This window comes from Iamia sp. SCSIO 61187, assembly GCF_019443745.1.
In the GTDB taxonomy this organism is placed as follows: domain Bacteria; phylum Actinomycetota; class Acidimicrobiia; order Acidimicrobiales; family Iamiaceae; genus Iamia.
In genome coordinates, this window is sequence record NZ_CP050948.1 from 4,452,805 (window position 1) to 4,476,501 (window position 23,697).

Annotated in this window: 31 protein-coding genes and 1 tRNA gene; 15 read left to right on the forward strand and 17 right to left on the reverse strand. The window is 74.3% G+C overall.

Annotated features, from left to right (window positions below; genetic code table 11):
• Positions 1-98: 98 nt before the first annotated feature.
• Positions 99-1,631, forward strand: a complete 1,533-nt coding sequence (locus HC251_RS21430) for a glycosyltransferase family 39 protein (RefSeq protein WP_219942629.1) — start codon at positions 99-101, stop codon at positions 1,629-1,631.
• Between the two features lie 111 nt (positions 1,632-1,742).
• Here HC251_RS21430 and HC251_RS21435 read toward each other — a convergent pair whose 3' ends face one another.
• From HC251_RS21435 to HC251_RS21445, 3 genes are all read right to left on the reverse strand, one after another.
• The gene (locus tag HC251_RS21435; RefSeq protein ID WP_219942630.1) at positions 1,743-2,381 is read right to left on the reverse strand and encodes a M15 family metallopeptidase; all 639 of its coding nucleotides are present in this window, start codon (positions 2,379-2,381) and stop codon (positions 1,743-1,745) included.
• A gap of 107 nt (positions 2,382-2,488) precedes the next feature.
• On the reverse strand, positions 2,489-2,926 hold the full coding sequence (locus HC251_RS21440) for a DUF779 domain-containing protein (protein ID WP_219942631.1): 438 nt from the start codon (positions 2,924-2,926) through the stop codon (positions 2,489-2,491).
• A gap of 153 nt (positions 2,927-3,079) precedes the next feature.
• Positions 3,080-4,591, reverse strand: a complete 1,512-nt coding sequence (locus HC251_RS21445) for an aldehyde dehydrogenase (RefSeq protein WP_219942632.1) — start codon at positions 4,589-4,591, stop codon at positions 3,080-3,082.
• Positions 4,592-4,706: 115 nt separating this feature from the next.
• Between HC251_RS21445 and HC251_RS21450 the strand changes: the two genes are divergently transcribed.
• From HC251_RS21450 to HC251_RS21470, 5 genes are all read left to right on the forward strand, one after another.
• Complete coding sequence (locus HC251_RS21450) at positions 4,707-5,270, forward strand: YbaK/EbsC family protein (protein ID WP_219942633.1); 564 nt, start codon at positions 4,707-4,709, stop codon at positions 5,268-5,270.
• Positions 5,271-5,454: 184 nt separating this feature from the next.
• Entirely contained in the window at positions 5,455-6,348 is an 894-nt protein-coding gene (locus HC251_RS21455) for a Rho termination factor N-terminal domain-containing protein (protein WP_219942634.1), read from the forward strand.
• Between the two features lie 22 nt (positions 6,349-6,370).
• Positions 6,371-6,553, forward strand: a complete 183-nt coding sequence (locus HC251_RS21460) for a hypothetical protein (protein ID WP_219942635.1) — start codon at positions 6,371-6,373, stop codon at positions 6,551-6,553.
• Positions 6,550-6,717, forward strand: coding sequence for a hypothetical protein (locus tag HC251_RS21465; protein ID WP_219942636.1), 168 nt, complete (start codon positions 6,550-6,552; stop codon positions 6,715-6,717). The genes HC251_RS21460 and HC251_RS21465 overlap by 4 nt, the downstream gene beginning before the upstream one ends.
• Positions 6,718-6,765: 48 nt before the next feature.
• Entirely contained in the window at positions 6,766-7,029 is a 264-nt protein-coding gene (locus tag HC251_RS21470) for a hypothetical protein (protein ID WP_219942637.1), read from the forward strand.
• A 109-nt stretch (positions 7,030-7,138) separates the two neighbouring features.
• On the opposite strand, the gene HC251_RS21475 is transcribed toward HC251_RS21470, so the two are convergent.
• From HC251_RS21475 to HC251_RS21495, 5 genes are read right to left on the reverse strand one after another with little or no spacing between them, the layout of a single operon-like run.
• Positions 7,139-8,059, reverse strand: coding sequence for an MBL fold metallo-hydrolase (locus HC251_RS21475; protein WP_219942638.1), 921 nt, complete (start codon positions 8,057-8,059; stop codon positions 7,139-7,141).
• Entirely contained in the window at positions 8,056-8,979 is a 924-nt protein-coding gene (locus HC251_RS21480) for an NUDIX domain-containing protein (RefSeq protein WP_219942639.1), read from the reverse strand. The genes HC251_RS21475 and HC251_RS21480 overlap by 4 nt, the downstream gene beginning before the upstream one ends.
• Positions 8,976-9,482 carry an FxsA family protein gene (locus HC251_RS21485; RefSeq protein ID WP_219942640.1) on the reverse strand — a complete coding sequence of 169 codons (507 nt, stop codon included), beginning with the start codon at positions 9,480-9,482 and terminating at the stop codon, positions 8,976-8,978. The genes HC251_RS21480 and HC251_RS21485 overlap by 4 nt, the downstream gene beginning before the upstream one ends.
• 5 nt (positions 9,483-9,487) lie before the next feature.
• Positions 9,488-9,868, reverse strand: coding sequence for a helix-turn-helix transcriptional regulator (locus HC251_RS21490; protein ID WP_219942641.1), 381 nt, complete (start codon positions 9,866-9,868; stop codon positions 9,488-9,490).
• 2 nt (positions 9,869-9,870) lie between these two features.
• Positions 9,871-10,317 (reverse strand): SRPBCC domain-containing protein, encoded by a 447-nt coding sequence (locus HC251_RS21495; RefSeq protein WP_219942642.1) that lies wholly within the window; start codon positions 10,315-10,317, stop codon positions 9,871-9,873.
• A gap of 94 nt (positions 10,318-10,411) precedes the next feature.
• Between HC251_RS21495 and HC251_RS21500 the strand changes: the two genes are divergently transcribed.
• On the forward strand, positions 10,412-11,020 hold the full coding sequence (locus tag HC251_RS21500) for an ATP-dependent Clp protease proteolytic subunit (protein ID WP_304608294.1): 609 nt from the start codon (positions 10,412-10,414) through the stop codon (positions 11,018-11,020).
• A 73-nt stretch (positions 11,021-11,093) separates the two neighbouring features.
• A complete protein-coding gene (locus tag HC251_RS21505; RefSeq protein ID WP_219942644.1) occupies positions 11,094-11,921 on the forward strand; it encodes a thioesterase family protein in 828 nt (275 codons plus the stop codon).
• An 11-nt stretch (positions 11,922-11,932) separates the two neighbouring features.
• Here HC251_RS21505 and HC251_RS21510 read toward each other — a convergent pair whose 3' ends face one another.
• Entirely contained in the window at positions 11,933-12,193 is a 261-nt protein-coding gene (locus HC251_RS21510; protein WP_219942645.1) for a WhiB family transcriptional regulator, read from the reverse strand.
• A 177-nt stretch (positions 12,194-12,370) separates the two neighbouring features.
• On the reverse strand, positions 12,371-13,720 hold the full coding sequence (locus HC251_RS21515) for a nodulation protein NfeD (RefSeq protein ID WP_219942646.1): 1,350 nt from the start codon (positions 13,718-13,720) through the stop codon (positions 12,371-12,373).
• Positions 13,721-13,747: 27 nt separating this feature from the next.
• On the opposite strand from HC251_RS21515, the gene HC251_RS21520 reads away from it, so the two are divergent.
• Positions 13,748-14,794, forward strand: a complete 1,047-nt coding sequence (locus HC251_RS21520) for an ArsA-related P-loop ATPase (protein ID WP_219942647.1) — start codon at positions 13,748-13,750, stop codon at positions 14,792-14,794.
• Positions 14,791-15,903: an ArsA family ATPase gene (locus HC251_RS21525; RefSeq protein ID WP_219942648.1), complete on the forward strand. Its 1,113-nt coding sequence runs from the start codon at positions 14,791-14,793 to the stop codon at positions 15,901-15,903. The genes HC251_RS21520 and HC251_RS21525 overlap by 4 nt, the downstream gene beginning before the upstream one ends.
• On the opposite strand, the gene HC251_RS21530 is transcribed toward HC251_RS21525, so the two are convergent.
• Both HC251_RS21530 and HC251_RS21535 read right to left on the reverse strand, forming a co-directional pair.
• On the reverse strand, positions 15,900-16,481 hold the full coding sequence (locus tag HC251_RS21530; RefSeq protein ID WP_219942649.1) for a hypothetical protein: 582 nt from the start codon (positions 16,479-16,481) through the stop codon (positions 15,900-15,902). The two genes, HC251_RS21525 and HC251_RS21530, sit on opposite strands and share 4 nt — an antisense overlap.
• 10 nt (positions 16,482-16,491) lie before the next feature.
• Positions 16,492-16,839 carry an STAS domain-containing protein gene (locus tag HC251_RS21535; protein WP_219942650.1) on the reverse strand — a complete coding sequence of 116 codons (348 nt, stop codon included), beginning with the start codon at positions 16,837-16,839 and terminating at the stop codon, positions 16,492-16,494.
• A gap of 201 nt (positions 16,840-17,040) precedes the next feature.
• Between HC251_RS21535 and HC251_RS21540 the strand changes: the two genes are divergently transcribed.
• From HC251_RS21540 to HC251_RS21555, 4 genes are all read left to right on the forward strand, one after another.
• Complete coding sequence (locus tag HC251_RS21540; RefSeq protein ID WP_219942651.1) at positions 17,041-17,469, forward strand: response regulator; 429 nt, start codon at positions 17,041-17,043, stop codon at positions 17,467-17,469.
• Between the two features lie 85 nt (positions 17,470-17,554).
• Positions 17,555-17,631, forward strand: a tRNA-Pro gene (locus tag HC251_RS21545).
• Between the two features lie 102 nt (positions 17,632-17,733).
• A complete protein-coding gene (locus HC251_RS21550) occupies positions 17,734-18,174 on the forward strand; it encodes a VOC family protein (protein ID WP_219942652.1) in 441 nt (146 codons plus the stop codon).
• A 307-nt stretch (positions 18,175-18,481) separates the two neighbouring features.
• Positions 18,482-19,558, forward strand: coding sequence for a hypothetical protein (locus tag HC251_RS21555; protein ID WP_219942653.1), 1,077 nt, complete (start codon positions 18,482-18,484; stop codon positions 19,556-19,558).
• A 54-nt stretch (positions 19,559-19,612) separates the two neighbouring features.
• Here HC251_RS21555 and HC251_RS21560 read toward each other — a convergent pair whose 3' ends face one another.
• Positions 19,613-20,038 (reverse strand): type II toxin-antitoxin system PemK/MazF family toxin, encoded by a 426-nt coding sequence (locus tag HC251_RS21560; RefSeq protein ID WP_219942654.1) that lies wholly within the window; start codon positions 20,036-20,038, stop codon positions 19,613-19,615.
• Positions 20,039-20,077: 39 nt separating this feature from the next.
• Here HC251_RS21560 and HC251_RS21565 point away from each other — a divergent pair, with 39 nt between their 5' ends.
• The gene (locus HC251_RS21565) at positions 20,078-20,359 is read left to right on the forward strand and encodes a MazG nucleotide pyrophosphohydrolase domain-containing protein (protein WP_219942655.1); all 282 of its coding nucleotides are present in this window, start codon (positions 20,078-20,080) and stop codon (positions 20,357-20,359) included.
• Between the two features lie 74 nt (positions 20,360-20,433).
• Here the strand turns inward: HC251_RS21565 and HC251_RS21570 are convergent, their stop codons facing one another.
• From HC251_RS21570 to groES, 4 genes are all read right to left on the reverse strand, one after another.
• Positions 20,434-21,273: a CoA pyrophosphatase gene (locus tag HC251_RS21570; protein WP_219942656.1), complete on the reverse strand. Its 840-nt coding sequence runs from the start codon at positions 21,271-21,273 to the stop codon at positions 20,434-20,436.
• Entirely contained in the window at positions 21,270-21,578 is a 309-nt protein-coding gene (locus HC251_RS21575) for a hypothetical protein (RefSeq protein WP_219942657.1), read from the reverse strand. Before HC251_RS21575 ends, HC251_RS21570 begins: the two co-directional genes overlap by 4 nt.
• Before the next feature lie 134 nt (positions 21,579-21,712).
• Entirely contained in the window at positions 21,713-23,356 is a 1,644-nt protein-coding gene (gene groL, locus HC251_RS21580) for a chaperonin GroEL (protein WP_219942658.1), read from the reverse strand.
• Between the two features lie 8 nt (positions 23,357-23,364).
• Positions 23,365-23,658: a co-chaperone GroES gene (gene groES / locus HC251_RS21585; RefSeq protein ID WP_219942659.1), complete on the reverse strand. Its 294-nt coding sequence runs from the start codon at positions 23,656-23,658 to the stop codon at positions 23,365-23,367.
• Positions 23,659-23,697: the final 39 nt, after the last annotated feature.

Consider the following 23,697-nt stretch of genomic DNA (forward strand, 5'->3'; position numbering starts at 1 on the left):
CGTCGCCCTGCGGGACCGTCGTCGTCCACCCCCGGGTGGAGGACCGACCGGCTCGCGGTCTGACGACCTCCGCTCGTGCGTCCCGCACGATCGACCCCATGACCGCTCCCCTCCGCATCGACCTCCACGCCGGTGTCCGTCCCGGCGAACCGACATCCCGCGCCGCGGAGGAGGCCGACCACCGGTCCGGGGGACCGCTGGCGTGGCGGGCGGTGCTCGCCGTCGCCGCCGTCAAGGTGGTGCTGAACCTCCTCGCCGCGCCCCGCTACGGCTGGCACCGCGACGAGCTCTACTACGCCGACGCCGGGCGACACCTGGCCGCCGGGTTCGTCGACTTCCCGCCGCTGACGGCGCTGCTCGCAGCCGCCGCTCGGCTCGTCACGGGGGCCTCGCTCGTGGGCCTGCGGAGCTTCGCCTCGCTCGCCGGGGCGGCGACCATCGTCGTGGTCGCGGCCGTGGCGCGAGAGCTCGGTGGGGGGCGTCGGGCCCAGGTGCTCGCCGCCATCGCGGTGACGCCGATGCTCGTCGGCAGCAACGCCATGTTCCAGACCGTGTCGTTCGACCAGCTGGGGTGGGCGCTCGTGATCTGGGCGGCGGCGGCCCTCCTCGTCCGCGGCCCCACGACCGGGGGGTGGGTGCTCGTCGGCAGCGCGGCAGCCCTCGCCTGGTCGACCAAGTACACGGTCGGGGTGCTGCTCGTCGGGCTCGCCGTCGGGTGGCTGGCCACCCGGGCGGGGCGGGTCACGCTGCGGGGTGGAGCCCCGTGGCTGGCCGGCGCCATCGTGGTGGTCGTGGCCCTGCCCAACCTGTGGTGGCAGGCCCGGCACGGGTGGCCGAGCGTCGACTTCTTCGCCGGGCGCAATGGCGAGGTCCGGGGCGAGAACCCACCGTGGCGGTTCGTCCTCGAGCTGGCCCTCCTCGCCGGACCCCTGGCGGTCCCGCTGGCGCTCTCCGGGCTGCGGTCGCTGGTCCGGGACGCCACCACCCGCCCGCTCGGGATCGGCCTGGCCCTGGTGGCGCCGGCCTGGCTGGTGGCGGGCGGCAAGTCGTACTACGCCGCCCCCCTCGTCATCGGAGCCTTCGCCGCCGGGGCGGTGCGCTGGGAGCAGCGGACGGCGCCCTGCCCGAACCGCCGCCTGCCCGCAGCCCTCGCCGCCTCGGCCCTGCTGGCCGCCCCGTTCATCGCGCCCTTCCTGCCGACCGCCGCCATGGTCGACCTCGGCTTGGACCAGGTGAGGGAGGACTACGCCGAGATGGTCGGGTGGCCCGAGCTGGCCGCCGAGGTCGACACCGCGGCGGAGACCACCGGGACGACCGTCGTGGTGGCGGCGAACTACGGCGTCGCCGGCGCCGTCGAGCGGTTCGGCACCGACCCTGCCGTCGAGGTGGTGAGCGGCCACGTCCAGTGGCGCTACTGGACCCCGTCGCCGCGGGCGCTCGCCGCCGAGGACGTGCTGCTGGTGGGGTACTCCGAGACCGGCGCCGCCCGGCGTCTCTGCCGGACCGACCCCACCGTGGTCGGGCGGGTCACCAACGACGCCGGCGTCGACAACGAGGAGGACGGGGTGCCCATCCTCCGCTGCACCCTGCGGGCCCCACTGGCCGACCTCCGCGCCGATCTCGTCCACTGACGAGCGGATGGCTGGCGCCGAGGGACGAGGCGGCACGAGCGGGAAGGACGGCGCGGTCCACCTCCGAGGCGCCAGCCGAGGAGATCAGCACTTGCAACCTCGCCGGGAGCGTCAGCGACCAGAGAGGCTGAAGTGCTGGTAGTCCTTGGCGCTGGACCAGTCGCCGCCCCACTCCCAGCCGTTGATCCCCCAGGCGTGCCACACGCCGTCGCCCCGGGCGATCATGCCGGGGACGGTGTGGCTGCGGTCGGTCCAGTCCCGACCCTCGGGGGGTTCGACCGTCGAGCCCTTCACGTAGGGGTTCTGCACCGGGTTGATGTCGATGGCCCGGCCGTAGGCGTGCTCGGACCAGCTGGTGCTGCCGGCGACCCGACGGCAGTTGAACGCCGAGGTGTTGTTGGCGGCCATCGATCGATCGTCGCTGGCGCCGTAGGCGTCGACGGGGTGGATGCGCCGGATCTGGAAGCGCTCGTCGTAGATGCGCCGGAAGGCGTCGCGCACCTGGGCGACCACGTCGTCGTGGACGACGACGCGGCCGGTGTGACGGGCCCCGTCGTAGCCCCAGTACGCGACCTGCACCGTCGACAGCGAGGTCCAGTGGACCGGGCAGCCTTCGCGCCACGAGTGGGGGACGTCGGCTCGCGCGACCGGGGTGACGGTCGACGAGAACGCCGGGGCCGACGCCGGCGGTCGGGCTCCACCGGTGGGGTCGGGGTGGCAAGCGGCCAGGAGCACGACGACCAGGGCCAAGGCGGCGACGCCTGCCCGACCGGGCGCGAGGGACGGACGACGACGGGGACCCACCATGGTCCCACCATCGGTCGTGCACCCTGCGCGGTCAAGCACGCACGCCGAGATCAGCGGATGCGGAGCCTCTGGAGCTCGGGGGGGATCGAGCCCACGACCGGGCGCTGGACGGCCGGGCCCCGCACCGTCTCGGCCGGGACGGCGCACTCCTCGGGCTCGCCGGTGGAGTCGATGCCGCTCCCCCGCAGCACGAGGCGCAGGCCCAGCTCGGTCTCGACCGAGAGCGACTCACCGGTGTCCTCGATCACCTCGATCCGCGGGCCCTGGTCGCCGGGGTACAGGCGGGTCAGGTACTCCGGGGCGTAGATCACCACGTCGCCGATCGACCCGACCGGCTCCATGTCGGCGCCGGGGAGGAAGTCCTCGTACAGGAACGGGGCGGTCGACTCGCAGCAGCCGGTCCCGATCGTCACCGTCAGCGTCCCGGACCGCCGCGTCGCCATCTCGGCGACGACCTCGGCGGCCCGGGCGCTGGCCTGGATCCTCACCTGAGGGCCCGGCGGGCGCCGAAGCCCCGCTTCCGACGTGCGGTGGGTCTGGCGGCAGCCCCGAGAGCGGTCGATGTCAGCGCCAGCCCGAGCTGGCGAGCGCCGCGAGCTTCGGCGGGCAGTGCTGGCGGCCGACCCGGGCAGAGCATCTCTTCAGATGTTCCCCGACAGCGCGGCGTAGTGCATGTAGCCGTCGCGGCCGGTCGAGGGGTTGGTGTGGACGTGCTTGGCCTGGCGGTAGATGTCGTAGCCGGCGGTGCCGAGCTCGCGCCCGATCCCCGACTGCTTGTAGCCACCGAAGGGACGCTCCGGGCTGATCATGTGGTAGTCGTTGATCCACACGGTGCCGGTCTGGAGGCGGTCGGCGATGCCCTGGGCCCGCTCGACGCTGCCGGACTGGACGCCGCCGCCGAGGCCGTAGATCGACCGGTTGGCGATGGCCACGGCCTCGTCGTCGCTCTCGAACGGGATGACGCAGAGGACCGGTCCGAAGATCTCCTCCTGGGCGATCCGGGCCTCGTTGTCGACGCCGGCGAAGATCGTCGGGCGGTAGAAGTTCTCGGTGACGAGGTCGTCGGCCAGGCCCTCGGGCTCGCTGCCGCCGCAGATCGGCTCGCCGACCTCCTCGCGGCCGAGCTCGACGTAGCGCCGGACGGTGTCGGCCTGGGCCCGGCTGACCATGGGGCCGAGGTCGCTGTTGAAGTCCATCTGCGAGCCGATGACGATCTTGCCGGCCCGGTCGACCAGCAGGCCGAGGAACTCGTCGTAGATGCTCTTGTGCACCAGGGCGCGGGTGCCGGACTCGCACACCTGGCCGTTGTGGAAGAAGGTGCCGAAGAGGACGGCGGCTGCGGCGATGTCGAGGTCGGCGTCGTCGAGGACGATGTTGGCCGACTTGCCGCCCAGCTCGAGGGTGACGGGTTTGATGGTGCCCGACGCCAACTGCATGATCCGGCGCCCGACCTCGGTCGAGCCGGTGAAGGCGACCTTGTCGACCATCTCGTTGCTGGCCAGCTCCTCACCCGCGGTGCCGCCGGGGCCGGCGATGACGTTGAGCACGCCGTTGGGCAGGCCGGCCTCCTGGGCCAGCTCGCCGAGCATGAGCGCGGTGACCGACGTGTACGACGCCGGCTTGAGGACCGAGGTGTTCCCGGCGGCGAGGGCGGGGCCCATCTTCCAGCACGCCATCAGCAGCGGGAAGTTGAACGGCACGATGCCGGTGCACACGCCGTAGGGCTCGTAGCGGACGTAGTTCTCCGACGGCGGGAACGGCGAGCCCTCGAGCTCGACCCGGTCCGGGCGCTCGCGGGCCATGCGGGCGAACCACTGGAGGGCGCCGGCGGCGCCGGGCACGTCGGCGAAGGTGGCCTTCTTGATGGTGCCGCCTGAGTCGCGGGCCTCGGCCTCGGCGAAGCGCTCGGCGTTGGCGGTGAGCAGCTCGGCCATCTTGTCGAGGTAGCCGGCCCGCTCCTCGCCCGACATGTCCTTCCACGGGCCGTCGTCGAAGGCGGTGCGGGCGGCCTGGATGGCCCGCTTGGCATCCTCGCGGTCGGCCTTGGCCACCTCGCCGATGGGCTGCTCGGTGGCGGGATCGGTGGTGGTGAAGGTCTCACCGGAGGCGGAGTCGACGTACTCGCCGTCGATGAAGAGCTTGAAGTCGGCCATCTGTCTGGTCCCCTTGGGTGGTACTTGACCTAGCGGTCAAGAACCTACCGCAGTGCCCCGCCGGGCGACAGGGGTCCCGCGGTGCACGGTCTCGCTCTCGGGCAAGGTGGGGGCGATGACCGACGCGCCGTTCCCGAAGCTCGCCACCGCCCCGGCCCTCGACCGACCCGGGCTGCTCGGCGCCCCCGTGCGGGAGGCCGTGCAGCGGCTGGTCGACGACGGCCTGGTGGTGACCGAGGCGGTGCTGTCGGCGCCGATCGACGCCGAGGCGTCCGACACGGCCCGCTTCGTCGAGGCCTACGCCGTCCCCCCCGAGGCGGCGGCGAACTGCGTGGTCGTCACCGGCCGACGCGAGGGCCAAGAGCGCGTCGCCGCCGTGGTGGTGCTGTCCTCGACCCGGGCCGACGTCAACGGCAGGGCCAAGCGCCTGCTCGACGTCCGCAAGTGCTCGTTCCTGGGCCAGGACGAGGCGGTGGCGCGCACCGGGATGGAGCACGGCGGCATCAGCCCGCTCGGCCTGCCCGAGGGCTGGCGGGTGCTGGTCGACCGGCGGGTGGCCGAGGCCGGGCCCGTGGTCGTCGGGTCGGGCATCCGGGCGTCGAAGGTCGTCCTCGACGGGGCCCTGTTCGAGGGCCTGCCCGGCGTCGAGGTCGTCGACGACCTGGCCCAGCCCCTCTGACTCCCTCTCGCCGTCCGGGGGTGGCACTCACGGGCGACGGACACCATGAGCCATCGGTCACATCGAGTGTGCGTGGTGCGCACCCAGGTGGGTAGCGGGTCCGGCGACAACACGACGTCGTCCCCCCAACGACGTCACCAGACGGCTCGACTCCCCACACCCCACGTCACAGCACGGAGGCACGATGACCGACCACCGAGAGCACCATCTCGTCGACCTCGCTCGCACGGGGGTCCGCGACCTGCCGCGCAACGCAGCCTGGGCCCTCTCCAAGGTCCTCCGCCCTGCAGGAGCGGCATCCGAGGCCGCCGCATCGGGGGCGTCCGAGGCGGTGAGCTCCGTCTCCTCCAAGGGCCGGCGGGTGGCCCAGAGCGCCGCGTCGCTGGCGACCCGCCAGAACGGAGACGGATCCGTCGAGTCCCTGATCCATCACGCCGAGAGGGCCGCCGAGGAGGCCGACGCCGCCGAGGCGGCGGCCGTCGCCCGCGCCGAGGAGGCCAAGCGGGCCGCAGAGGAGGCCCAGCGCACCGCCGAGGAGGCCACGACCCGCATCGATGCAGCCGAAGCCGCCGCCGCGGAGACCGTCGAGTCGCGGACGGAGGCCGCCCGAGCGGAGGGCGAGGAGCGGATCCGCCAGGCCGAGCGGGACGCGGCCGAGCACGTCGAGGCGTCACGGGCCGAGGCGCAGCGGACCACCGAGCGCGAGCTCGACGAGCTGCGCGCCGAGCTCGACGAGCGTGTCACCCGAACCCGCGAGCAGGCGCAAGAAGCCGCACGGGCGGCCCAGGAGGCGCTCGACGAGGCCGACGAGAAGGTGGCGGAGGCGCGCGACCGAGCCGACCGAGCCCGTCGCGCCGCCGACGAGGCTGCGTCCGAGGCCGCCCGCACCGCCGACCGGTTGCGCGGCGAGGTCCGGCCCGCCACGACGGCGGCGCTGAGGACCACCAAGGCCGACCTCGAGGAGCGGACCAAGGCCGAGCTCCTGGAGCTGGCCGCCACCGCCGAGATCGAGGGTCGCTCGTCCATGTCCAAGTCCGAGCTGGTCGCCGCCCTGTCCGACCGCTCCGTGTCCACCTGAGCCCCGACCAGGAGGTTGCCCGATGAACATCCCCTTCCGCCGCAAGACCACACCGTGGCAGCGGGCTCTGGCTCCCCTCGCCAGAGCCGTGCCCCGCACCATCCCCGCCGGGCGGGCCAGGACCGCCGTCGGTGTCGTCGGTGCCGCCGTGGCCGCCACCGCCGCCTCCGCTGCGGCCAGCAGTGCCCGCCAGGGGTCGTCGTGAAGCTCGGCGCGCTGGTCGTGTTCGGAGTCGGCTACGTCGCCGGCACCCGCGCCGGCCGCGAGCGCTACGACCAGCTGGTGGCCCTGAGCCAACGCCTGGCGGATCGACTCGAGGAGCGAGCCGGGGCGCCACCCCGCGCCCTCGGGGCCGACGGGGAGGGCTGAGCCGTGCCTCGCCCCACCCGGCGGCGACGAAGGTCATCGTCGCGTTCGGTGGCTCGAGCCGTCCACCTCGACGACTCGCCAGCCAGGGGCCAGCTGATCGCCCTTGCCCTCGAGGCCCGCCTACTCGGCCGTCTTCGCCTCCTCACCGTCGACGCCGTCGTGGACGTCGCCGACCTCGCGGCGGGCCCCCGTCCCGTGGTCGACGCTCGCGTCCGCGACGCACCCCGACCCCTGCGGGCCCGGCGGGCCGAGGCCGAGGCCCTGCTCCAGGACGCGCGACGCTCACTCGCCGCCACCCCGTCCGCCGACTGATCCGGGTCGCAGCCTCGGCGTTCGTCCCAGAAAGACGACAGGGGGAGGCCGCTGGGGCCGATCCTGTCGATCGCGCCTCGCACGTCCGGGGCGGCGGCGGGTCGCAGGCTCAGCCGACGGCGACCCAGGTGGTGTCGGGGTCGTCGACGTCGACGCCACGGGCCCGGCCCTCCGCCGTGAGCTTGCGGAGGTGGGCCCAGACGCTGAAGCGGGCGACGGGGTGGAGCAGCTCGTGGACGTCGACGTACACGGCCCGCACCAGGGCCTCGGTGTCGGCACCCGCCGAGCCGGCCGCGGCCAGGGCGTCGGCGACCGCCGCCTCGCGGGCGAGGCGGTGGGTGATGTAGTGCTCGAGGTAGGCGTCGGGCTCGGTGAGGAGGGGCCCGTGGGCGGGGGCGAGGGCGTCGGGCTCCAGCGCCCGCACCTTCTCGAGCGAGGCGAGGTAGGCGGCCATGTCGCCGTCGGGCGGGGCGATGACCACCGTCGAGCCCGACATGACGTGGTCGCCGGTGAGGAGCACCCGCCGTTGCTCGTCCCAGAAGCAGATGTGGTCCGAGGCGTGGCCGGGCGTGTGGACGGCGGTGAGGGCGGCGTCGCCCTCGCCCACGGTGTCGCCGTCGCCCAGCGTGCGGTCGAGCTCCAGGCCCTCGGTGGGGCCGAAGCCCACCACCTCGGCGTCGGTGCGGGCCGCCAGCCCGGGCGCCGCGGGCCAGTGGTCGATGTGGGTGTGGGTCAGGGCGATCCACCGGATGCGGCCGGCACCGGCCTCCTCCAGGGCGTCGAGGTGGCCCTCGTCGTCGGGCCCGGGATCGACCACGGTGAGGTCGCCGGTGCCGACGAGGTAGCAGTTGGTCCCCGGCCCGGTCATCATCCCCGGGTTCGGCGCGGTGAGGCGGCGCAGGCCGGGGCGGAGCTCGACGAGCTGGCCGGCGACGACGTCACCCACCATGGCCTCTGGCATCGACGGCACCGCCGCCTCGCCCTGGACCGAGGCCGCGGCGGACCCCACACCCCTGCTGTCGCTGCTCATCCGTTGCCCTCCTCGGTCCGCGCCAGGCGCTCGATCCGCTCGCCCGCCGTCGTCGCCGCCGCGCTGCGGGCCTCCGCCGACGGCCAGGTGCCGAGCGACCGGTCGCCGCGGTAGGCCTCGTCGTACTCGGCGTCGCCGGGCATCACGATCCGCACCCCGCCGTCGTCCATGATCACCCGCGGCTGGACGGTGGGGACGTCGACCATCTCGGCCGCCGCCTCCAGCGCCTGGGCCGCCGTCTCGGAGGCGAGCAACGCCCGCAGCGAGGCGATCGTGGGCGGCAGCATCGTGAACTCACCCGCCCGCTGGCGCTCGATGGCGTCGGTGGGGCGGATCCACACGTGGGCGATGGTCTCGCGGTCGTCGTGCACCGGGATCTGGTTCGGCGGCGCCGCGGCCAGGAAGAAGCGGGTGTCGTAGCGACGCGGTGCGCCTTCGGGCGTGATCCAGTGCCCGAAGTACCACATCGAGTCCACGGCGAGGCGCAGGGCCTCCTCCTCGCACACCGACACCAGGCTGCGCTCGCCCTGGTCGACGGCTCGCCGGTGGGCCACGAACCGCTCGGCCACCACCGGGTCGTCGAGCGAGACCAGCTCGCCGTCCTCGCCGTAGGCGAGCAGGTAACCCGACTCCTCGAACGACTCGCGGATGGCGGCGATCCAGAACGCCAGGCCGCCGGCCTCGATGCCGAGACGGGTGGAGGCCTCGGCGTCGGACCTGCCCTCGCACCACGGCTCCAGCGTGTCGCCCCGGTCGGGCGGGTCGACGGCGCCGCCGGGGAAGACGTAGGCACCGCCGACGAAGTCGGACTGCAGGTTGCGCCGGAGCATGAACACCTCGAGCCCGTCGTCGCCGTCGCGCACGAGCAGGACCGTGGCGGCGTCGCGCAGGGGCACGGCGTCGGGGTCGGGGGCGCTCACCGCCGGTCGCCGGGGCCGAGGGGGGTGGTGTCGCGGCGCGCCGGGGGCGTGTCGCGGACGGTGGCGTCGAACACGTCGGCCCGGGGGCGGCGGGCGCCCCCGCCGAACATCGGTCCCGACACGAAGGCGAAGCCCTGGCCCATGCGGGCCGTGAACCGACGGAGCAGCGCCACCCGGGCGATGGCCCGGGTGGGGGGAAACAGCAGGGCGAAGCCGACGATGTCGGTCAGGAACCCGGGGGTGAGCATCAGCACGCCGGCGATCAGGATGAGGAGGCCGTCGGCCAGCTCGGTGGTCGGCAGGTCGCTGGCCCGCAGCCGCTCGTCGATGCGGCGGATGACGCTGCGGCCCTGGCGCTTGATCAGCCAGCTGCCGAGGATGCCCTCGACGAGGAGCAGGCCGATGGTCTGCCACCCACCGATGACATCGGCGACCTGGAGGATGAACCAGAGCTCGACGATCGGCCCGATCACCAGGAGGAGGAGGGCGATCAGCCAGGCCATGGGGGTCAGGGTACCGGCGGCACGCGACCACCGTCCGGCGCCGGGCCGGCGGCGGCCGCCGCCACCAGCCGGGCGAGGCGGGCGTCCCACGCCGTGCCCGTGGCGGTCAGCCAGGCGGCGGCATCGGCCATGGGCTGGGGCGTCACCCGCCAGCGGCGCTCGCGCCCGGCCCGCTCGTCGACCACCAGACCGGCGGCGGCGAGCTGGTCGAGGTGCTTGGCGGCGGCCTGGCGGGTGACGCCGACGGCGAGGCCGACGTCCGTGGCCGTGGCCGCGCCCTGGTCGGCCACGGCACGCAGGACGGCCCGGCGGGTGGGGTCGGCCAGGGCCGAGAACACGGCGCCGACCCGGGCCTCGTCGTCCGCCGGGCCGTCGGGTGACGGCACGATCAGGCCATCAGGTCGAGGGCGGCGCCCCGCCCGGCGAAGGCGGGGACGGCGCCGAGCGCCCCGACCTCGAGGTGGAGCATCCGGTGGTCCCAGGCGGCGCCGGCGTCGAGGCACGCGGCCATGCTCCCGCCGGCGTGCTCCTCGACCACGGTGACCCGGCTGCCGTCGCCGTCGTCGTCGACGGTGAAGGTGACCGAGGAGGGCGTGCCCTCGTCGGTGGCCCACTCGAAGGCGAGGGAGCGCCCCTCGTCGACCTCGACCACGCGCCCGTGGCGTTCGACCCCGTCGTCGTCCCGCACCCGGAGGGCGGCGCCGGCCGCGGGGTCGAGGTGCACGTCGGCCCCGAGCCAGCGGGCCAGGCCGTCGGCCGTGCCGACCAGGCGCCAGGCCGCGTCACGGTCGAGGTCGAGGTGGACGGAGCGGACGACGCGGGCGGGGGTCTCCATGCAACCCGATGGTTGCACATCTGCGCCCCGATGCCTACCCTGGCGGCTCAGACGCAACCGAATGGTTGCACCACCGACTGTCCAGGAGGCGACCGTGCTGATCCCCACCGTCATCGAGCGCACCGACCGGGGGGAGCGGGCCTACGACGTCTACTCCCGCCTCCTGCAGGAGCGGATCGTGTTCTTCGGCACCGAGCTCGACGCCACCGTGGCCAACGTGATCATCGCCCAGATGCTCCACCTCCAGGCCGAGGACCCCGACAAGGACATCCGCCTCTACATCAACTCGCCCGGCGGCGACATGAACGCCCTGTTCGCGATCTACGACACCATGCAGGTCCTCAGCTGCGACGTCTCGACGGTCTGCATCGGCCAGGCCGCGTCCGCCGCCGCGGTCATCCTCGCCGGCGGGGCCCGGGGCAAGCGCTTCGCCCTGCCGACCGCCCGGGTCCTCATCCACCAGCCCCATGGCGGGGCCCAGGGCCAGTCGACCGACCTCGAGCTGGCGGTCAAGGAGATGGTCCTGCTCCGCGACCGGATGGTCCAGGCCCTGGCCGAGGACACCGGCCAGGACCCGACCAGGATCCAGCGCGACATCGACCGCGACTTCATCCTCCGCGGTGACGAGGCGGTCGCCTACGGCCTCGTCGACGAGGTGCTCTCCAAGCCCGAAGCCCGTTTCGAGAGCCTCCCCGCCCGCTGAGGTCTCGTCCCCACGGATGGTGCCTGGCACCATCCGTGTCGCCCCGGGGGAGGCGGGCCGTACCCTGCCGGCGATGAGCGACGATGCCGGCCCCGACGCCCTGTTCACCGTGCTCGACGAGGGGCGGGTCCGGGCGACCGAGCTGGCCCGGGGTCCGTGGGACCCCCGCGCCCTCCACGGCGGGCCGGTGGCGGCCCTGGCCGCCCGGGGGCTCGAGCGGGCGCTCGCGAGCCACGCCGGTCCCGACGACCCCGCGTTCCGGCCGGTGCGTCTCACCGTCGAGCTCGAGCGCCCCGTCGGGCTCGACCCCCTCACGGTCGCGGCCGAGGTCACCCGCCCCGGCCGGTCGGTGCGCACCGCCGAGCTCACCCTCCACGACGAGGCCGGCCGGCGGCTGGCGCGGGCGACGCTGGTGGCCATCCGGGTCCGCCCCGAGCCGCTCGACCTCACCGGGGCGGTCCTCCCCGACGACCCGACCCCGCCGCCGCCCACCGGCACCGCGGCCCCCACGTGGGTGACCGGCGGGGGCCCGGCGTTCCACAGCCACGCCGTGCGCCACTCGTTCGTCGCCGGGAGCTTCATGGACCTGGGCCCCTCCACGGACTGGATCCGCCTACGGGTCCCGGTGGTGGCGGGCGAGGAGCCCAGCCCGCTCCAGCGGGTGGCTGCCGCCGCCGACTTCGGCAACGGGGTGTCGGCCGCCGTCGCCCACGACAGCCACACCTTCATCAACCCCGACCTCACGGTGACGCTGGTGCGCGACGCCGTCGGCGAGTCCATCGGCATCGCGGCCACGACGCGGGTCGATCCCGCGGGCGTCGGCAGCACCGAGACGGCGCTGTGGGACGAGCGGGGCCGGATCGGCCTCGCCGTGCAGACGCTGGTGGTGGAGCCCCGCTGAGGGGCCCCGGGTCAGGCCCGGCTGGCGACGAGGTTCCGGCGCTCGGCCTCGCTCAGCCCACCCCAGATGCCGTGGTTCTCACGGATCTGGAGGGCGTACTCCAGGCACGGCGCCTTCACCGGGCACGTGCGACAGATCTCTTTGGCCCGGACCTCCCGGGCCGCCTTCTCGTCCCGCCGCTCGAAGCTCGACGGCGGATAGAACACGGCTGAGTGCGGACCACGGCAGGCTGCTCGCAGCTGCCACTCGTCCTCGACACGCTGTGCGCTCACTAGCGACCCCTTTCGGGCTCACCCCCATCTGGCGGGGAGCCCAACCACGGAGGGATGCGGAGGCAGGACCTGCCTCCCTGGGCGGTTTTCGACCCTAGGACCGACGTCACACCGGGACAAGGGAAACCTTCGCGAGCGCGACGTACGCTGCCGCGAGCGGCGACGACGACGGCGGCGCTACTCGGAGTGGCGCTCGCGGTGGTCGCGGGCCGCGCCCTCGAGCGGCTCGACCTCCAGCAGCAGGCCGTCGACCTCCACGACCCGCACCGCATCGCCGGCCGCCACCGGCGTCGCCCGGTTGGTGCGGGCCCGCCACGGCGCCCCCCGCACCCGCACGACGCCGTCGGGTGAGATCTCGGTGACAGCCTGGCCCTCCTCGCCGATCATCCACCCCCGGCCGATCGTCGGGGTGGAGAACCGGGTGCGGACCATGGCCGGCATGGCCCCGATCACGAAGATCAGCATCCCCACGATCCCGACCAGCAGGGTGATCCACGACAGCGAGAGCCCGTCGTAGAGGAAGAGCGAGCCGACCACCAGGGCGACCGTCCCGATCCCGGTCCACACCCGGGGCACGCCGGTCTGGACGTCGATCGAGTAGGCGACCACCGTCAGCACGAGGAGGGCGACGGCCCAGCCCCGGGCGGGCAGGGCGGCCAGCCCGTAGGCGCCGAGGATCGTGCACCCGGCGCCGACCACGCCGGCGACGCCGATCCCCGCCGTGAACAGCTCGAACACGATGAGGGCCAGGCCCGCCAGCAGGAGGAGGTAGGCGACCGCCGGGCTCGACACGGTGTGGAGCAGCTGGTCGGTGATGGGCAGCTTGGAGAACACCGGGATCGAGTCCCCGGCCACGGTGCGCTGGGGACGACCGTCCTCGTCCTCGACCACCTCGGTCTCCACACCGTCGAGGTCGATCAGGAAGGTGCCGAGCACGGGCGCCTCCCGCGCCGCCAGCCCCAGCTCGAGCGCGGTGTCGTCGTCGACCGTCCCGTCCTCGATGCGGTCCAGGTTCTGCCGGAAGGCCGGGGTGAACCGCTCGGGGTCGACGACCGGCTCCCCGAGGTCGCCGAGGCGGCTGCCCGGCGCCACGCCCACCTGGCAGGCGACGGCGGCGAGCTGGGCCACGCCCGCCGTCGCCCGGGTGCCCGAGGGCCCGACCCACACGGCGACGGGGACGTCGGCGGTCCGGACCCGCTCGACCAGCTCGGCCACCCGGGCGTCGCTGACCACGGTCCGCTTGCTGTTGACCTGGAGCACCAGCCAGGAGACCTCGGCCTCCTCGGCGTCGTCGATGCTGCGCTCGACGAACCGGGCCAGGACGGGGTCGAGCAGACCGCTGACGGTGACCACGGCCAGACGGCCTCCCCCGGCCTCGGCGCGCTCGGCGCAGGGGGCCGGATCGCCGTCCGGCTCCTGCTGGGCGGCGGCCGGGCCGCCCACCAGCACCGACAGGCCGAGGACGACCAGACCCAGCGCGAGCGCCAGAGCACCGGTCCGCCGGGTGGTGGTCGATAGCCTGCGCACCGAGATGCCTCCGATGTGTGGACGACGGTGACGGACGCCGCGGGTGCGGACCCGTTCTTCACCGCGTCTCGGGTCGTCATCGTCGCCGGGAAGGGCGGAGTCGGCAAAACGACCGTCACCTCGGCGCTCGCCCTCGCCGCCGCCCGGCAGGGCCTGCGGGCGCTGATCGTCGAGCTGGAGGGCAAGTCGGGGCTGGCCTCCACGTTCGGTCGCGAGCCCCTCGACTACGACGAGGTCGTGCTGGCCGACGCCGACGAGACCGGCGGCGGCGAGGTCCGGGCCCGGACGCTCACCCCCGACGACGCCCTGATCGAGTACCTCGACGACGCCGGGCTGGGGCGCCTGTCGAAGCGGCTGGTGTCGTCGGGCGTGGTCGACATGGTGTCGACCGCCGTGCCCGGTCTGCGCGACATCGTCGTCCTGGGCAAGGTCAAGCAGATCGAGCAGCGGATGGCCGCCGAGGCGCGCCGGCGAGCCGACCAGACCGGCACCGGCGACGCCGACGCCGACGCCGACGCGCCCGACCTCATCGTGATCGACGCCCCCGCCGCCGGCCACGCCATCACCTTCCTCCGCTCGGCCCGGGGCCTGATCGACGCCGTGCGGGTGGGGCCGATCCGCTCGCAGGCGACCGACGTCCAGCGGATGCTGTCCGACGCCGAGCGCACCCAGGTCGTGCTGGTGACCCTGCCGGAGGAGACCCCGGTCAACGAGCTGGTGGAGACGGCCTTCAGCCTGGAGGACGAGGTGGGGGTGAGCCTCGGCCCCGTCGTCGTCAACGCCCTCTACCCCGACGTCGAGGGCCTCGACGCCGACCCGGCCGAGGCTGCCGCCGCGGCCGGGACGTCGCTGCGGAAGGGCGAGGCCGCCGAGCTGGCCGCCGCCGCCGACTTCCGGCGCCACCGCATCGCCCTCCAGGAGGAGCAGCTCGCCCGTCTGGCCGAGGGCCTGCCCCTGCACCAGATCCGCCTGCCGTTCCTCTTCGAGTCCGAGCTCGACCCCGAGGGCCTGGCCGTGCTGGCCGACGCCTTCCTCGCCGGCCTGGCCGAGGCCCCGGTGGAGCCGACGTCGTGAGCGGGACCGTCGAACGGCTGGTCCCGGCCGACCTGGGTGAGCTCGTCGACCGGGCCGAGATCGTCATCTGCTGCGGCTCGGGCGGCGTGGGCAAGACCACCACCGCAGCCGTGCTCGCCCTCCAGGCCGCCCGCGACGGGCGCCGGGCCGTCGTGGTCACCATCGACCCGGCCCGGCGGCTGGCCGACGCCCTCGGCCTCACCGACATCGGCAACACGCCCACGACCATCGACGGTGACTGGGACGGCGAGCTGTCGGCGGTGATGCTCGACACCAAGTCGACCTTCGACGCCGTGGTGGTGCGCTACGCCGCCGACGACGACCAGGCCCAGCGGATCCTGGCCAACCGGTTCTACCGCAACATCTCCGGGGCCCTGTCGGGCACGCAGGAGTACATGGCCATGGAGAAGCTCTACGAGCTCCAGGCCGACGCCGCCTTCGACCTCGTCGTGGTCGACACCCCGCCGACGCGCCACGCCCTCGACTTCCTCGACGCCCCCAAGAACCTGACCCGGTTCCTCGACCACCGGCTCTACCGCATCCTCACCGCCCCCACCCGGGGGGCGATGAAGGCGGTCAACCGGGTGGCCACCTCGTTCATCCGCCAGGTCACCAAGGTCGTCGGGGCCGAGGTCTTCGACGACGCCATCGCCTTCTTCCAGGCCTTCGAGGGCATGGAGGACGGGTTCCGGGAGCGGGCCGACGCCGTGCTCGAGCTGCTCGACGACCCCCGCACCGCGTTCGTGCTCGTCGCCTCGCCCCGGCGCGACACGGTGGAGGAGGCGCGCTACTTCGCCGACCGGCTGGCGGAGTCGTCGATCCCCGTCGCCGGGCTGGTGGTCAACCGGGTCCACCCCCGCTTCAGCGACCAGCTGCCCGAGGGGCTGCGCGAGCGGGCCCGGACCCTCGCCGGCACCGACCTGGGCGGGCTGTACGGGAACCTGGCCGACTTCGCCCTCATCCGCTCCCGGGAGGACGAGCACCTCGAGGGGCTGGCCGAGCAGGTCGCCCCCGCCCCGGTGGCCCGGGTGCCGTACCTCCGCTCGGACGTGCACGACCTCGACGGGCTGGCGGAGATCGCCACCCACCTGTTCTCGACGGACGGCTAGCGACGGTCCTCGACGAGGGCCATCAGCACCGCGAGGTCGGCGACCTCCTCGGTGGGCAGGACCAGCGCGTCCCCGGTGCTGGTGCGGAGCCGGACCGGCCCGTCGGCCGGGCGCTCGATCCCCCTCACCTGGGCCCACGGCATGGGCGGGTGGGGGTGCACGAGCACGTCGTGGGCGTTGGCGGCGGCGACGCCGAAGTCGACCGAGCCCCCCACGCCGAGGACCTCGCGGGCCAACGCCAGGCGCACCTCGGCGCTGGCCCGGGCGGCGCGGTCGCACAGGCCGGCCAGCGCCGCGGCCCGACCGATGGTGCCCGTCGCCCAGCGGGTCCCGTCCTCGCCGAGGAAGGTCCACCGGGCGTCGCCCCCGGGGCCGTCGTCGGTGGTCCGGGGCGGGGAGCTGGTGAAGACCTGGGTGGTGGCGTGGGGCAGGACCAGCGTGCCGTCCCGGTCCTCGACGACCAGCCCGCCCTCGTGTCGGTGCGCGGCCCGGCCGGTGTCCTTGCGGCGGCGGAGACCGCCGAGGATCGGGGCCGACTCGATGCGCTCGCCGAGGCCGCGGTGCTCGCCCTCGTCCACGGGGCGCGGATCAGCCGGCCGGGGCGGCCGTGAGGACGGCGGCTGCGCCCTCGACGGTCTCCTCGACCGGGACGAGCCGGTCGAAGCCGGTGGTGTGGAGCAGCCGGGTCAGCGTGGGCCGCCCGCAGGCGACGGCGACCTCGCCGCCGGACTCGCGCGTGCGGCGGATGCCGCCGATCAGGGCGCCGAGGCCGGCGGAGTCCATGAACGGGACGTTCGAGAGGTCGATGAGCAGGCGCGACGCCGTCGCCACCTCGCTCAGGACCTCGCGGAAGTCACCGACCGTGTACGCGTCGAGCTCCCCGACCGGACGGCACAGGGTGTAGCTCTCGGTGGAGGCGACCTCGATCTCGAGCACGGGAGTTGGGCTCCTGGTCCGGGGGCGGGCGGGTGGCTGGGGGCGGCTCCGCCGGAGCCCCTGCAGCCGGACGGCCAGCGTACCGGGCCGGGCGTCCCCCGCCCGGGCGACCACCGACCGGGCGTGGCCCACCCCGTCCGGTGAGCGGCACGCGGGGCGCGCCACGTGGAGGCCGACGGCACGCAGGGTTAAGGTCCGGCGGTGCCCGACCTCCGCACCGTGCTCCTCGCCACCGACGCCGACTGGATCGCCGACGAGGTCGACGCCGCCCTGGGCGACGACGACATCGAGGTCCTGCGCGTCCGCACCGGCGCCGAGGTGGTCGACGTGACCGCCGACCTCGAACCGGACCTGGTCGTCCTCGACCTCCAGATCGGGAACATGGGGGGCATGGCGGCGTGCATGGCCCTGCACCTCGAGGAGGGCGCCGGCCGGCTCGACCCCGTGCCCGTGCTGATGCTGCTCGACCGGCCCCACGACGTCTTCCTGGCCAAGCGCTCCCAGGCCGACGGCTGGATCACCAAGCCGCTCGACCCGTTCCGTCTCCGCCGCGCCGCCCGGGCGCTGCTGGCCGGCGGCGAGTGGCACGACGGCCAGGTCGACCCCGCGGCCGACGCCGTCGCCCCCTGACCCAGCTCCTCGGCGCCGTGGCCCGCTGGGTCCGATCGCGTTGGAGGCGCACCCGGTCGCGGGGGTAGGGTCGCTCTTCAACACACGGGGTGTGGCGCAGCTTGGCAGCGCGCTTCGTTCGGGACGAAGAGGTCGTGGGTTCAAATCCCGCCACCCCGACCAGATCGTGAGAGGGCCGGCCCGGGCGCCGGCCCTCGTCGCGCCCGCCGGTCGCCACGCCCCGCAGGACCTTTCCCTGCGCCCGACCGGGGGTAGGGACTGCCCATGAGCCTCCGTTGGCAGTGCGTCTGCATCGACACCCCCGACCCCGCCGGGTTGAGCCGCTGGTGGGCCGAGCTCCTGGGGTGGCGGATCACCTACGAGGATCCCGAGGAGGTCGTGCTCGAGCCGCCCGCGGGCTCGCCCGAGGACGGGGTGTCGCCCGACCTGCTCTTCCTCAAGGTCGACGACCCCAAGGTCGTCAAGAACCGCCTCCACATCGACCTGCGGCCCGACGACCGCGACGCCGAGGTCGCCCGGGCCGTGGCGATGGCGGCGACCCGCGTCGACATCGGCCAGGGCGAACCGACCTGGGTGGTGCTCGCCGATCCCGAGGGCAACGAGTTCTGCATCCTGCGGGCCTTCACCCCCGAGGAGATGGCCGAGGAGGCCGCCGAGCAGGCCACGACCCTCGCCACGGCCACCGAGGGCGAGGCCGTCGCCTGAGGCGCCCGCGGACCCGTGGCCGGCCCACGGATGGTGCCTGGCCGCCATCGCCGTTCTGACACCGCAGCCGGACACCTATGTCGCCTGGCGCGAACAGAACGACCGTCGAGGCGGCCATCGCCGTTCTGACACCGCTGCCGGACATCGATGTCGCCTGGCGCGAACAGAACCGAGGATGGCGACGGAGGTCGTTCCGATGAGCGTGACCGCACCAGCCGGCGTCGTGGCCGCCACACGGATGGTGCCTGGCACCATCCGTGGGTCGACCCGGCGAGCCGGGAACGAGAACAGGTTCTAGTGTCGGTCGATGGCCGACGAGCGGATCGACACCGTGGTGTGGGGCACCGGGAACGTGGGCCGGGCGGCCATCCGGGCCGTGGCCGCCCACCCGGCGCTGCGGCTGACGGCGGTCATCACGAGCAGCGCCGCCAAGGTCGGGCGGGACGCCGGCGCCCTGGCCGACGTCGGGCGCGACCTCGGCGTCGCCCTCACCGACGACCGCGACGCCACCCTCGCCGCCGGCCCGGGGGCGCTCGTCTACGCCGCCTCCGGCGACCTGCGGCCCGACGACGCCGTCGCCGACATCGCCCGAGCACTGGCCGCCGGCGCCGTCGTCGTGACCCCGTCGGTCTACGCCCTCTACGACCACCGGTCGGCGCCGGCGGCCGTGCGCGACCCGATCGTGGCCGCCACCGAGGAGGGCGGCAGCGCCCTGTTCGTCTCGGGCATCGACCCGGGGTGGGGCAACGACGTCCTGCCCCTGCTCATGACGGGCCTGGGCTCGGTGGTCGAGCAGGTGCGGGCCCAGGAGATCTTCGACTACTCGACCTACGACCAGCCCGACGCGGTCCGCCACCTGGTCGGCATGGGCCAGCCCATGGACGAGGTCCCGCCGATGGTGGCGCCCACCGTCCCGTCGATGGTGTGGGGCGGACAGGTCCGGCTGATCGCCCGGGGCATGGGCGTCGAGCTCGACGAGGTCCGCGAGGAGGTCGAGCGACGGGCCCTCGACGAGACCGTCACCAACGTCATGGGCACCTTCGCGGCAGGGACCCAGGGGGCGCTCCGGTTCGAGGTCCAGGGCATCGTCGACGGCGAGGTGCGGATCGTGATCGAGCACGTCACCCGGATCCACCCGTCGGCCGCGCCCGACTGGCCCCGACCCCCGGCCGGCGCCGACGGCGCCCACCGAGTGGTCGTCGAGGGCCGTCCCCGCATCGAGGTGACCGTCGAGGCCACCGACGAGGGCGGCAACCGGGCCGCCGGCGGCAACGCCACCGCCGTCGGCCGCCTGGTCAACGCCATCCCGTGGCTCCGGGCCGCGCCCGCCGGCCTCTACGACGCCCTCGAGGTCCCGCTCCTCCCCGCCACCGGCCGCTTCTGAGCCCGCCGGCCCGACGCCGACCCGCACGAGGACGCCGGGCGACGGTGCGGGACGTCAGCCCAGGTCGGGGTGCCGGGCCCGGGCGCCGGCCACGACCCGGTCGAAGCGCTCCCGGTCCAGGGCCGCGCCCTCCCGGCGGATGGCGGTGGGCACGACGCGGAGCAGCCGGTCGACGTTGGCGAAGCTGACCCGACCGCGGCCGTCCCACGGTCCGCGCCCCACCTCGATCCACTCCTCGGCGTCGCGCCGGCCGTCGTGGTCGCGGCTCGAGAGCGGCACGACCACCAGGTCCTCGCCCGCCACCCCGATCACCGCGACCGGACGGTCCTTGCCCCGGGCCGGGTCGTCCTCGTAGGGGACCCACGCCCACACCACCTCCCCCGGGTCGGGGTCGCCGTCGCGCTCGGGCCGGTAGGTGATGGTGACCTCGCCGGCGGCGACCGGCACCGCGTCCGAGGGCCGGCCCGAGCTGTCGTCCATGCCGCACGGTACGGGAGACCACCGCCCTACGGTGGCGCGGTGGACATCGCCGACTTCCAGGCCCGCATCGCCGCCGCCTACGGCGCCCGGGACGCCGAGCGGGGCCGGCCGGCCACCGTCGCCTGGCTGGCCGAGGAGGTCGGGGAGCTGGCCCAGGCCACCCGCAAGGGCACGCCCGAGCAGCAGCTCCACGAGCTGGGCGACGTCCTGGCCTGGCTGGCCAGCCTGGCCGAGCAGCTGGGTCTCAGCCTCGACGAGGCGGCCCGGCGCTACGCCGCGGGCTGCCCGTCCTGCGACCGGTCCCCCTGCGCCTGCCCCTAGTGCCGACCCCGCCCGGACGGGCGCCGTGGCCGTGGCGGTGCCTGCCGAGGACGACGCGACCCGGGCGAACGCTCTCAGTCGTGGCCGAGCTCGCCCCGGCCGACGGTGCCGGTGACGAACCCGAGCAGCTGGCGCAGCATCGCGGCGGTGGCGCCCCAGACGGTGTCGCCCACGAGGTCGAAGAAGACGATCGGGCGGGAGACGCCCGGGCCGAAGGACCAGCGCTCCTCGCGGAACACCCCCGGCGCCATCAGCTCGGAGAGGGGGACGTGGAGGACGGCGTCGACCTCGGGCGAGGTCGGTCGCAGCTCGGGCTGGCTGGGGATGACACCGACCCACGGGACGATGAACGCCCCGCTGGTGACGGTGGCCAGGTGGTCGAGCTCGCCGACCACCTCGACGGCGGTCGGGGGCAGCCCGACCTCCTCGTGCGCCTCTCGCAGGGCGGTGGCCACCAGGTCGGGGTCGGTCGGGTCGGCGCGGCCGCCGGGGAAGCTGACCTCACCGGCGTGGGCGCGCATGTGCCGGCCCCGCCGGGTGAGGACGACGTGGGCCTCGCCGTCGCGGTCGTAGAGCGGGGCGAGCACCGCCGAGGGGACCGCGGGCCGGGCCTGGCGCGCCAGGGCGCGGCGGAGCTCGGCCGGCAGCGTGACCGAGCCGAAACCCTCCCGCTCCACCGGCGACAGCTCCGCCGGCCCCATGGCGGCCAACGCTCGCCGGACGTCCTCGACGGTCGGGTGCCGCACGTCCTCGGGCAGGTCCGCCCAGGGGGCCGGGGCGCCGGGGGCCGCGCCGGGGGGTCGGGGGATGCGCTGCGGGCCGCCCCGGGCGGGGTCGGCGGGCTGCGTGGGGGCCGGGACCCCGGCGGCGAGCAGGGCGGACCGCGCCACCTCGCCCGGCTCCAGGTCGGTCATCCCTCGGCCGAGGCCGCCGCCGCGGTCAGGTGCTCGAGGAGGGCCCGGACGCCCGCCGCGTGGAGCGCCGTCATCACCGGGCCCGGTGCGGTCTGCCCCGTCTCCCACCCCATCCAGGCGTCGAGGGCCTCGGCCGGCTGGACGCCCTCGGGCGCCACGTCGGCCGTGGTGCCCACGTGGTCGAGCACGTCGCGCATCCCGCCCGTCTTGAGGTTGGACATCACCCGCCCGGGCGGCGTCTCGCCCGTCTCCCACTCGGTCCACGCCGAGAGCAGCTTGGCCGGATCAGCAGGGGGTCGTTCCACGACTGTCGATCCTACGGCCGCCGCCGCCCGGTCGGACCGCCGTCGCCGGAACGCGACGGAGCCCGGGCCGAGGCCCGGGCTCCGATCAGTGCTGGGTGCTGAGCGACCCACCGGGGCATCGGCCCCGGCGTGGGTCACATCATGCCCATGCCACCCATGCCGCCCATGCCGCCACCACCGGCGGGCATCGCCGGCTCGGGCTCGGGCTTGTCGGCCACGATGGCCTCGGTGGTGAGGAGCAGGCCGGCGATCGACGCCGCGTTCTGCAGCGCCGCCCGCGTGACCTTGGCGGGGTCGAGCACACCGGCCTTGAGGAGGTCCTCGAACTCGCCGCTGGCGGCGTTGAAGCCGTTGGCGCCCTTCTTGGACTCGACCTCGCGGACGATGACCGCACCCTCGAAGCCGGCGTTGTCGGCGATCAGCCGGGCCGGGGCCTCGAGCGCCTTGTAGACGCTCTTGGCGCCGGTGGCCTCGTCGCCCTCCAGCTTCTCGGCCACGTCGGACACCCGGGGACGGCTGCGGAGCAGGGCGGTGCCACCACCGGGCACCACGCCCTCCTCGATGGCCGCGCGGGTCGCCGACAGGGCGTCCTCGATGCGGTGCTTCTTCTCCTTGAGCTCCACCTCGGTGGCGGCGCCGACCTTCACGACGGCCACGCCGCCGGCCAGCTTCGCCAGGCGCTCCTGGAGCTTCTCGCGGTCCCAGTCCGAGTCGGTCTCCTCGATCTCCCGCTTGATCTGGGAGATGCGGCCCTGGACGTCGTCCTCGGAGCCGGCGCCCTCGACCAGCGTGGTGTCGTCCTTGGTGACGACGACCTTGCGGGCCCGACCGAGGAGGTCGATGGTGACGCTGTCGAGCTTGAGCCCGACGGTCTCGGAGATGACCTGGCCGCCGGTGAGGGTGGCCATGTCGGCCAGCATCGCCTTGCGGCGCTCGCCGAAGCCGGGGGCCTTGACGGCCACCGAGTTGAACGTGCCGCGGATCTTGTTGACCACGAGGGTGGCCAGGGCCTCGCCCTCGACGTCCTCGGCGATGATCAGGAGCGGCTTCGAGGTCTGCATGACCTTCTCGAGGACCGGCAGGAGGTCCTGGACCGAGCCGATCTTGCCCTCGACGAAGAGCACGTAGGCGTCCTCGAGGACGGCTTCCTGGCGCTCGGCGTCGGTGACGAAGTACGGGGACAGGTAGCCCTTGTCGAACTGCATGCCCTCGGTGAAGTCGAGGTCCATGCCGAAGGTGTTCGACTCCTCGATGGTGACCACGCCGTCCTTGCCCACCTTGTCGATGGCGTCGGCGAGGACCTCGCCGATGGAGGCGTCGTTGTTGGCCGAGATGGTGGCGACCTGGGCGATCTCGCTGCGGTCGTCGATGTCGCGGGCCTGGTCGCGGATGGCCTCGACGGCGGCCTCGACGGCCTTGTCGATGCCCCGCTTGAGGGCCATCGGGTTGGCGCCGGCGGCCACGTTGCGGAGGCCCTCCTTCACCAGGGCCTGGGCCAGGACGGTCGCGGTGGTGGTGCCGTCACCGGCGACGTCGTTCGTCTTGGTGGCGACCTCCTTCACCAGCTGGGCGCCCATGTTCTCGTACGGGTCCTCGAGCTCCACCTCGCGGGCGATCGACACGCCGTCGTTGGTGATGGTCGGGGCGCCGAACTTCTTCTCGAGCACCACGTTGCGGCCGCGCGGCCCGAGGGTGACCTTCACCGCGTCGGCCAGCTTGTTCACGCCGGCCTCGAGGCCGCGGCGAGCCTCGTCTTGGAACTTCAGGGTCTTGGACATGCGGTCTCCTACTTGTCGACCTTGGCGAGGACGTCGCGGGCGTTGAGGATCAGCAGGTCCTCGCCCTCGACGGTGATCTCGGTGCCGCCGTACTTGGAGTAGACGACGGTGTCGCCCACGGCGACGTCGGTCGGGATCAGCTCACCGGTGTTCTCGGCCCGGCGGCCGGGGCCGACGGCGAGGACCTCGCCCTGCTGGGGCTTCTCCTTGGCGGTGTCGGGGATGACCAGCCCGCTGGCGGTGGTGGCCTCGGCATCACCGGGGCGGACGACGATGCGATCGTCGAGCGGCTGAAGGTTCATTGCGCCTCCGTGCGTCTTCTTCTTCGTCCCCACCGGCGG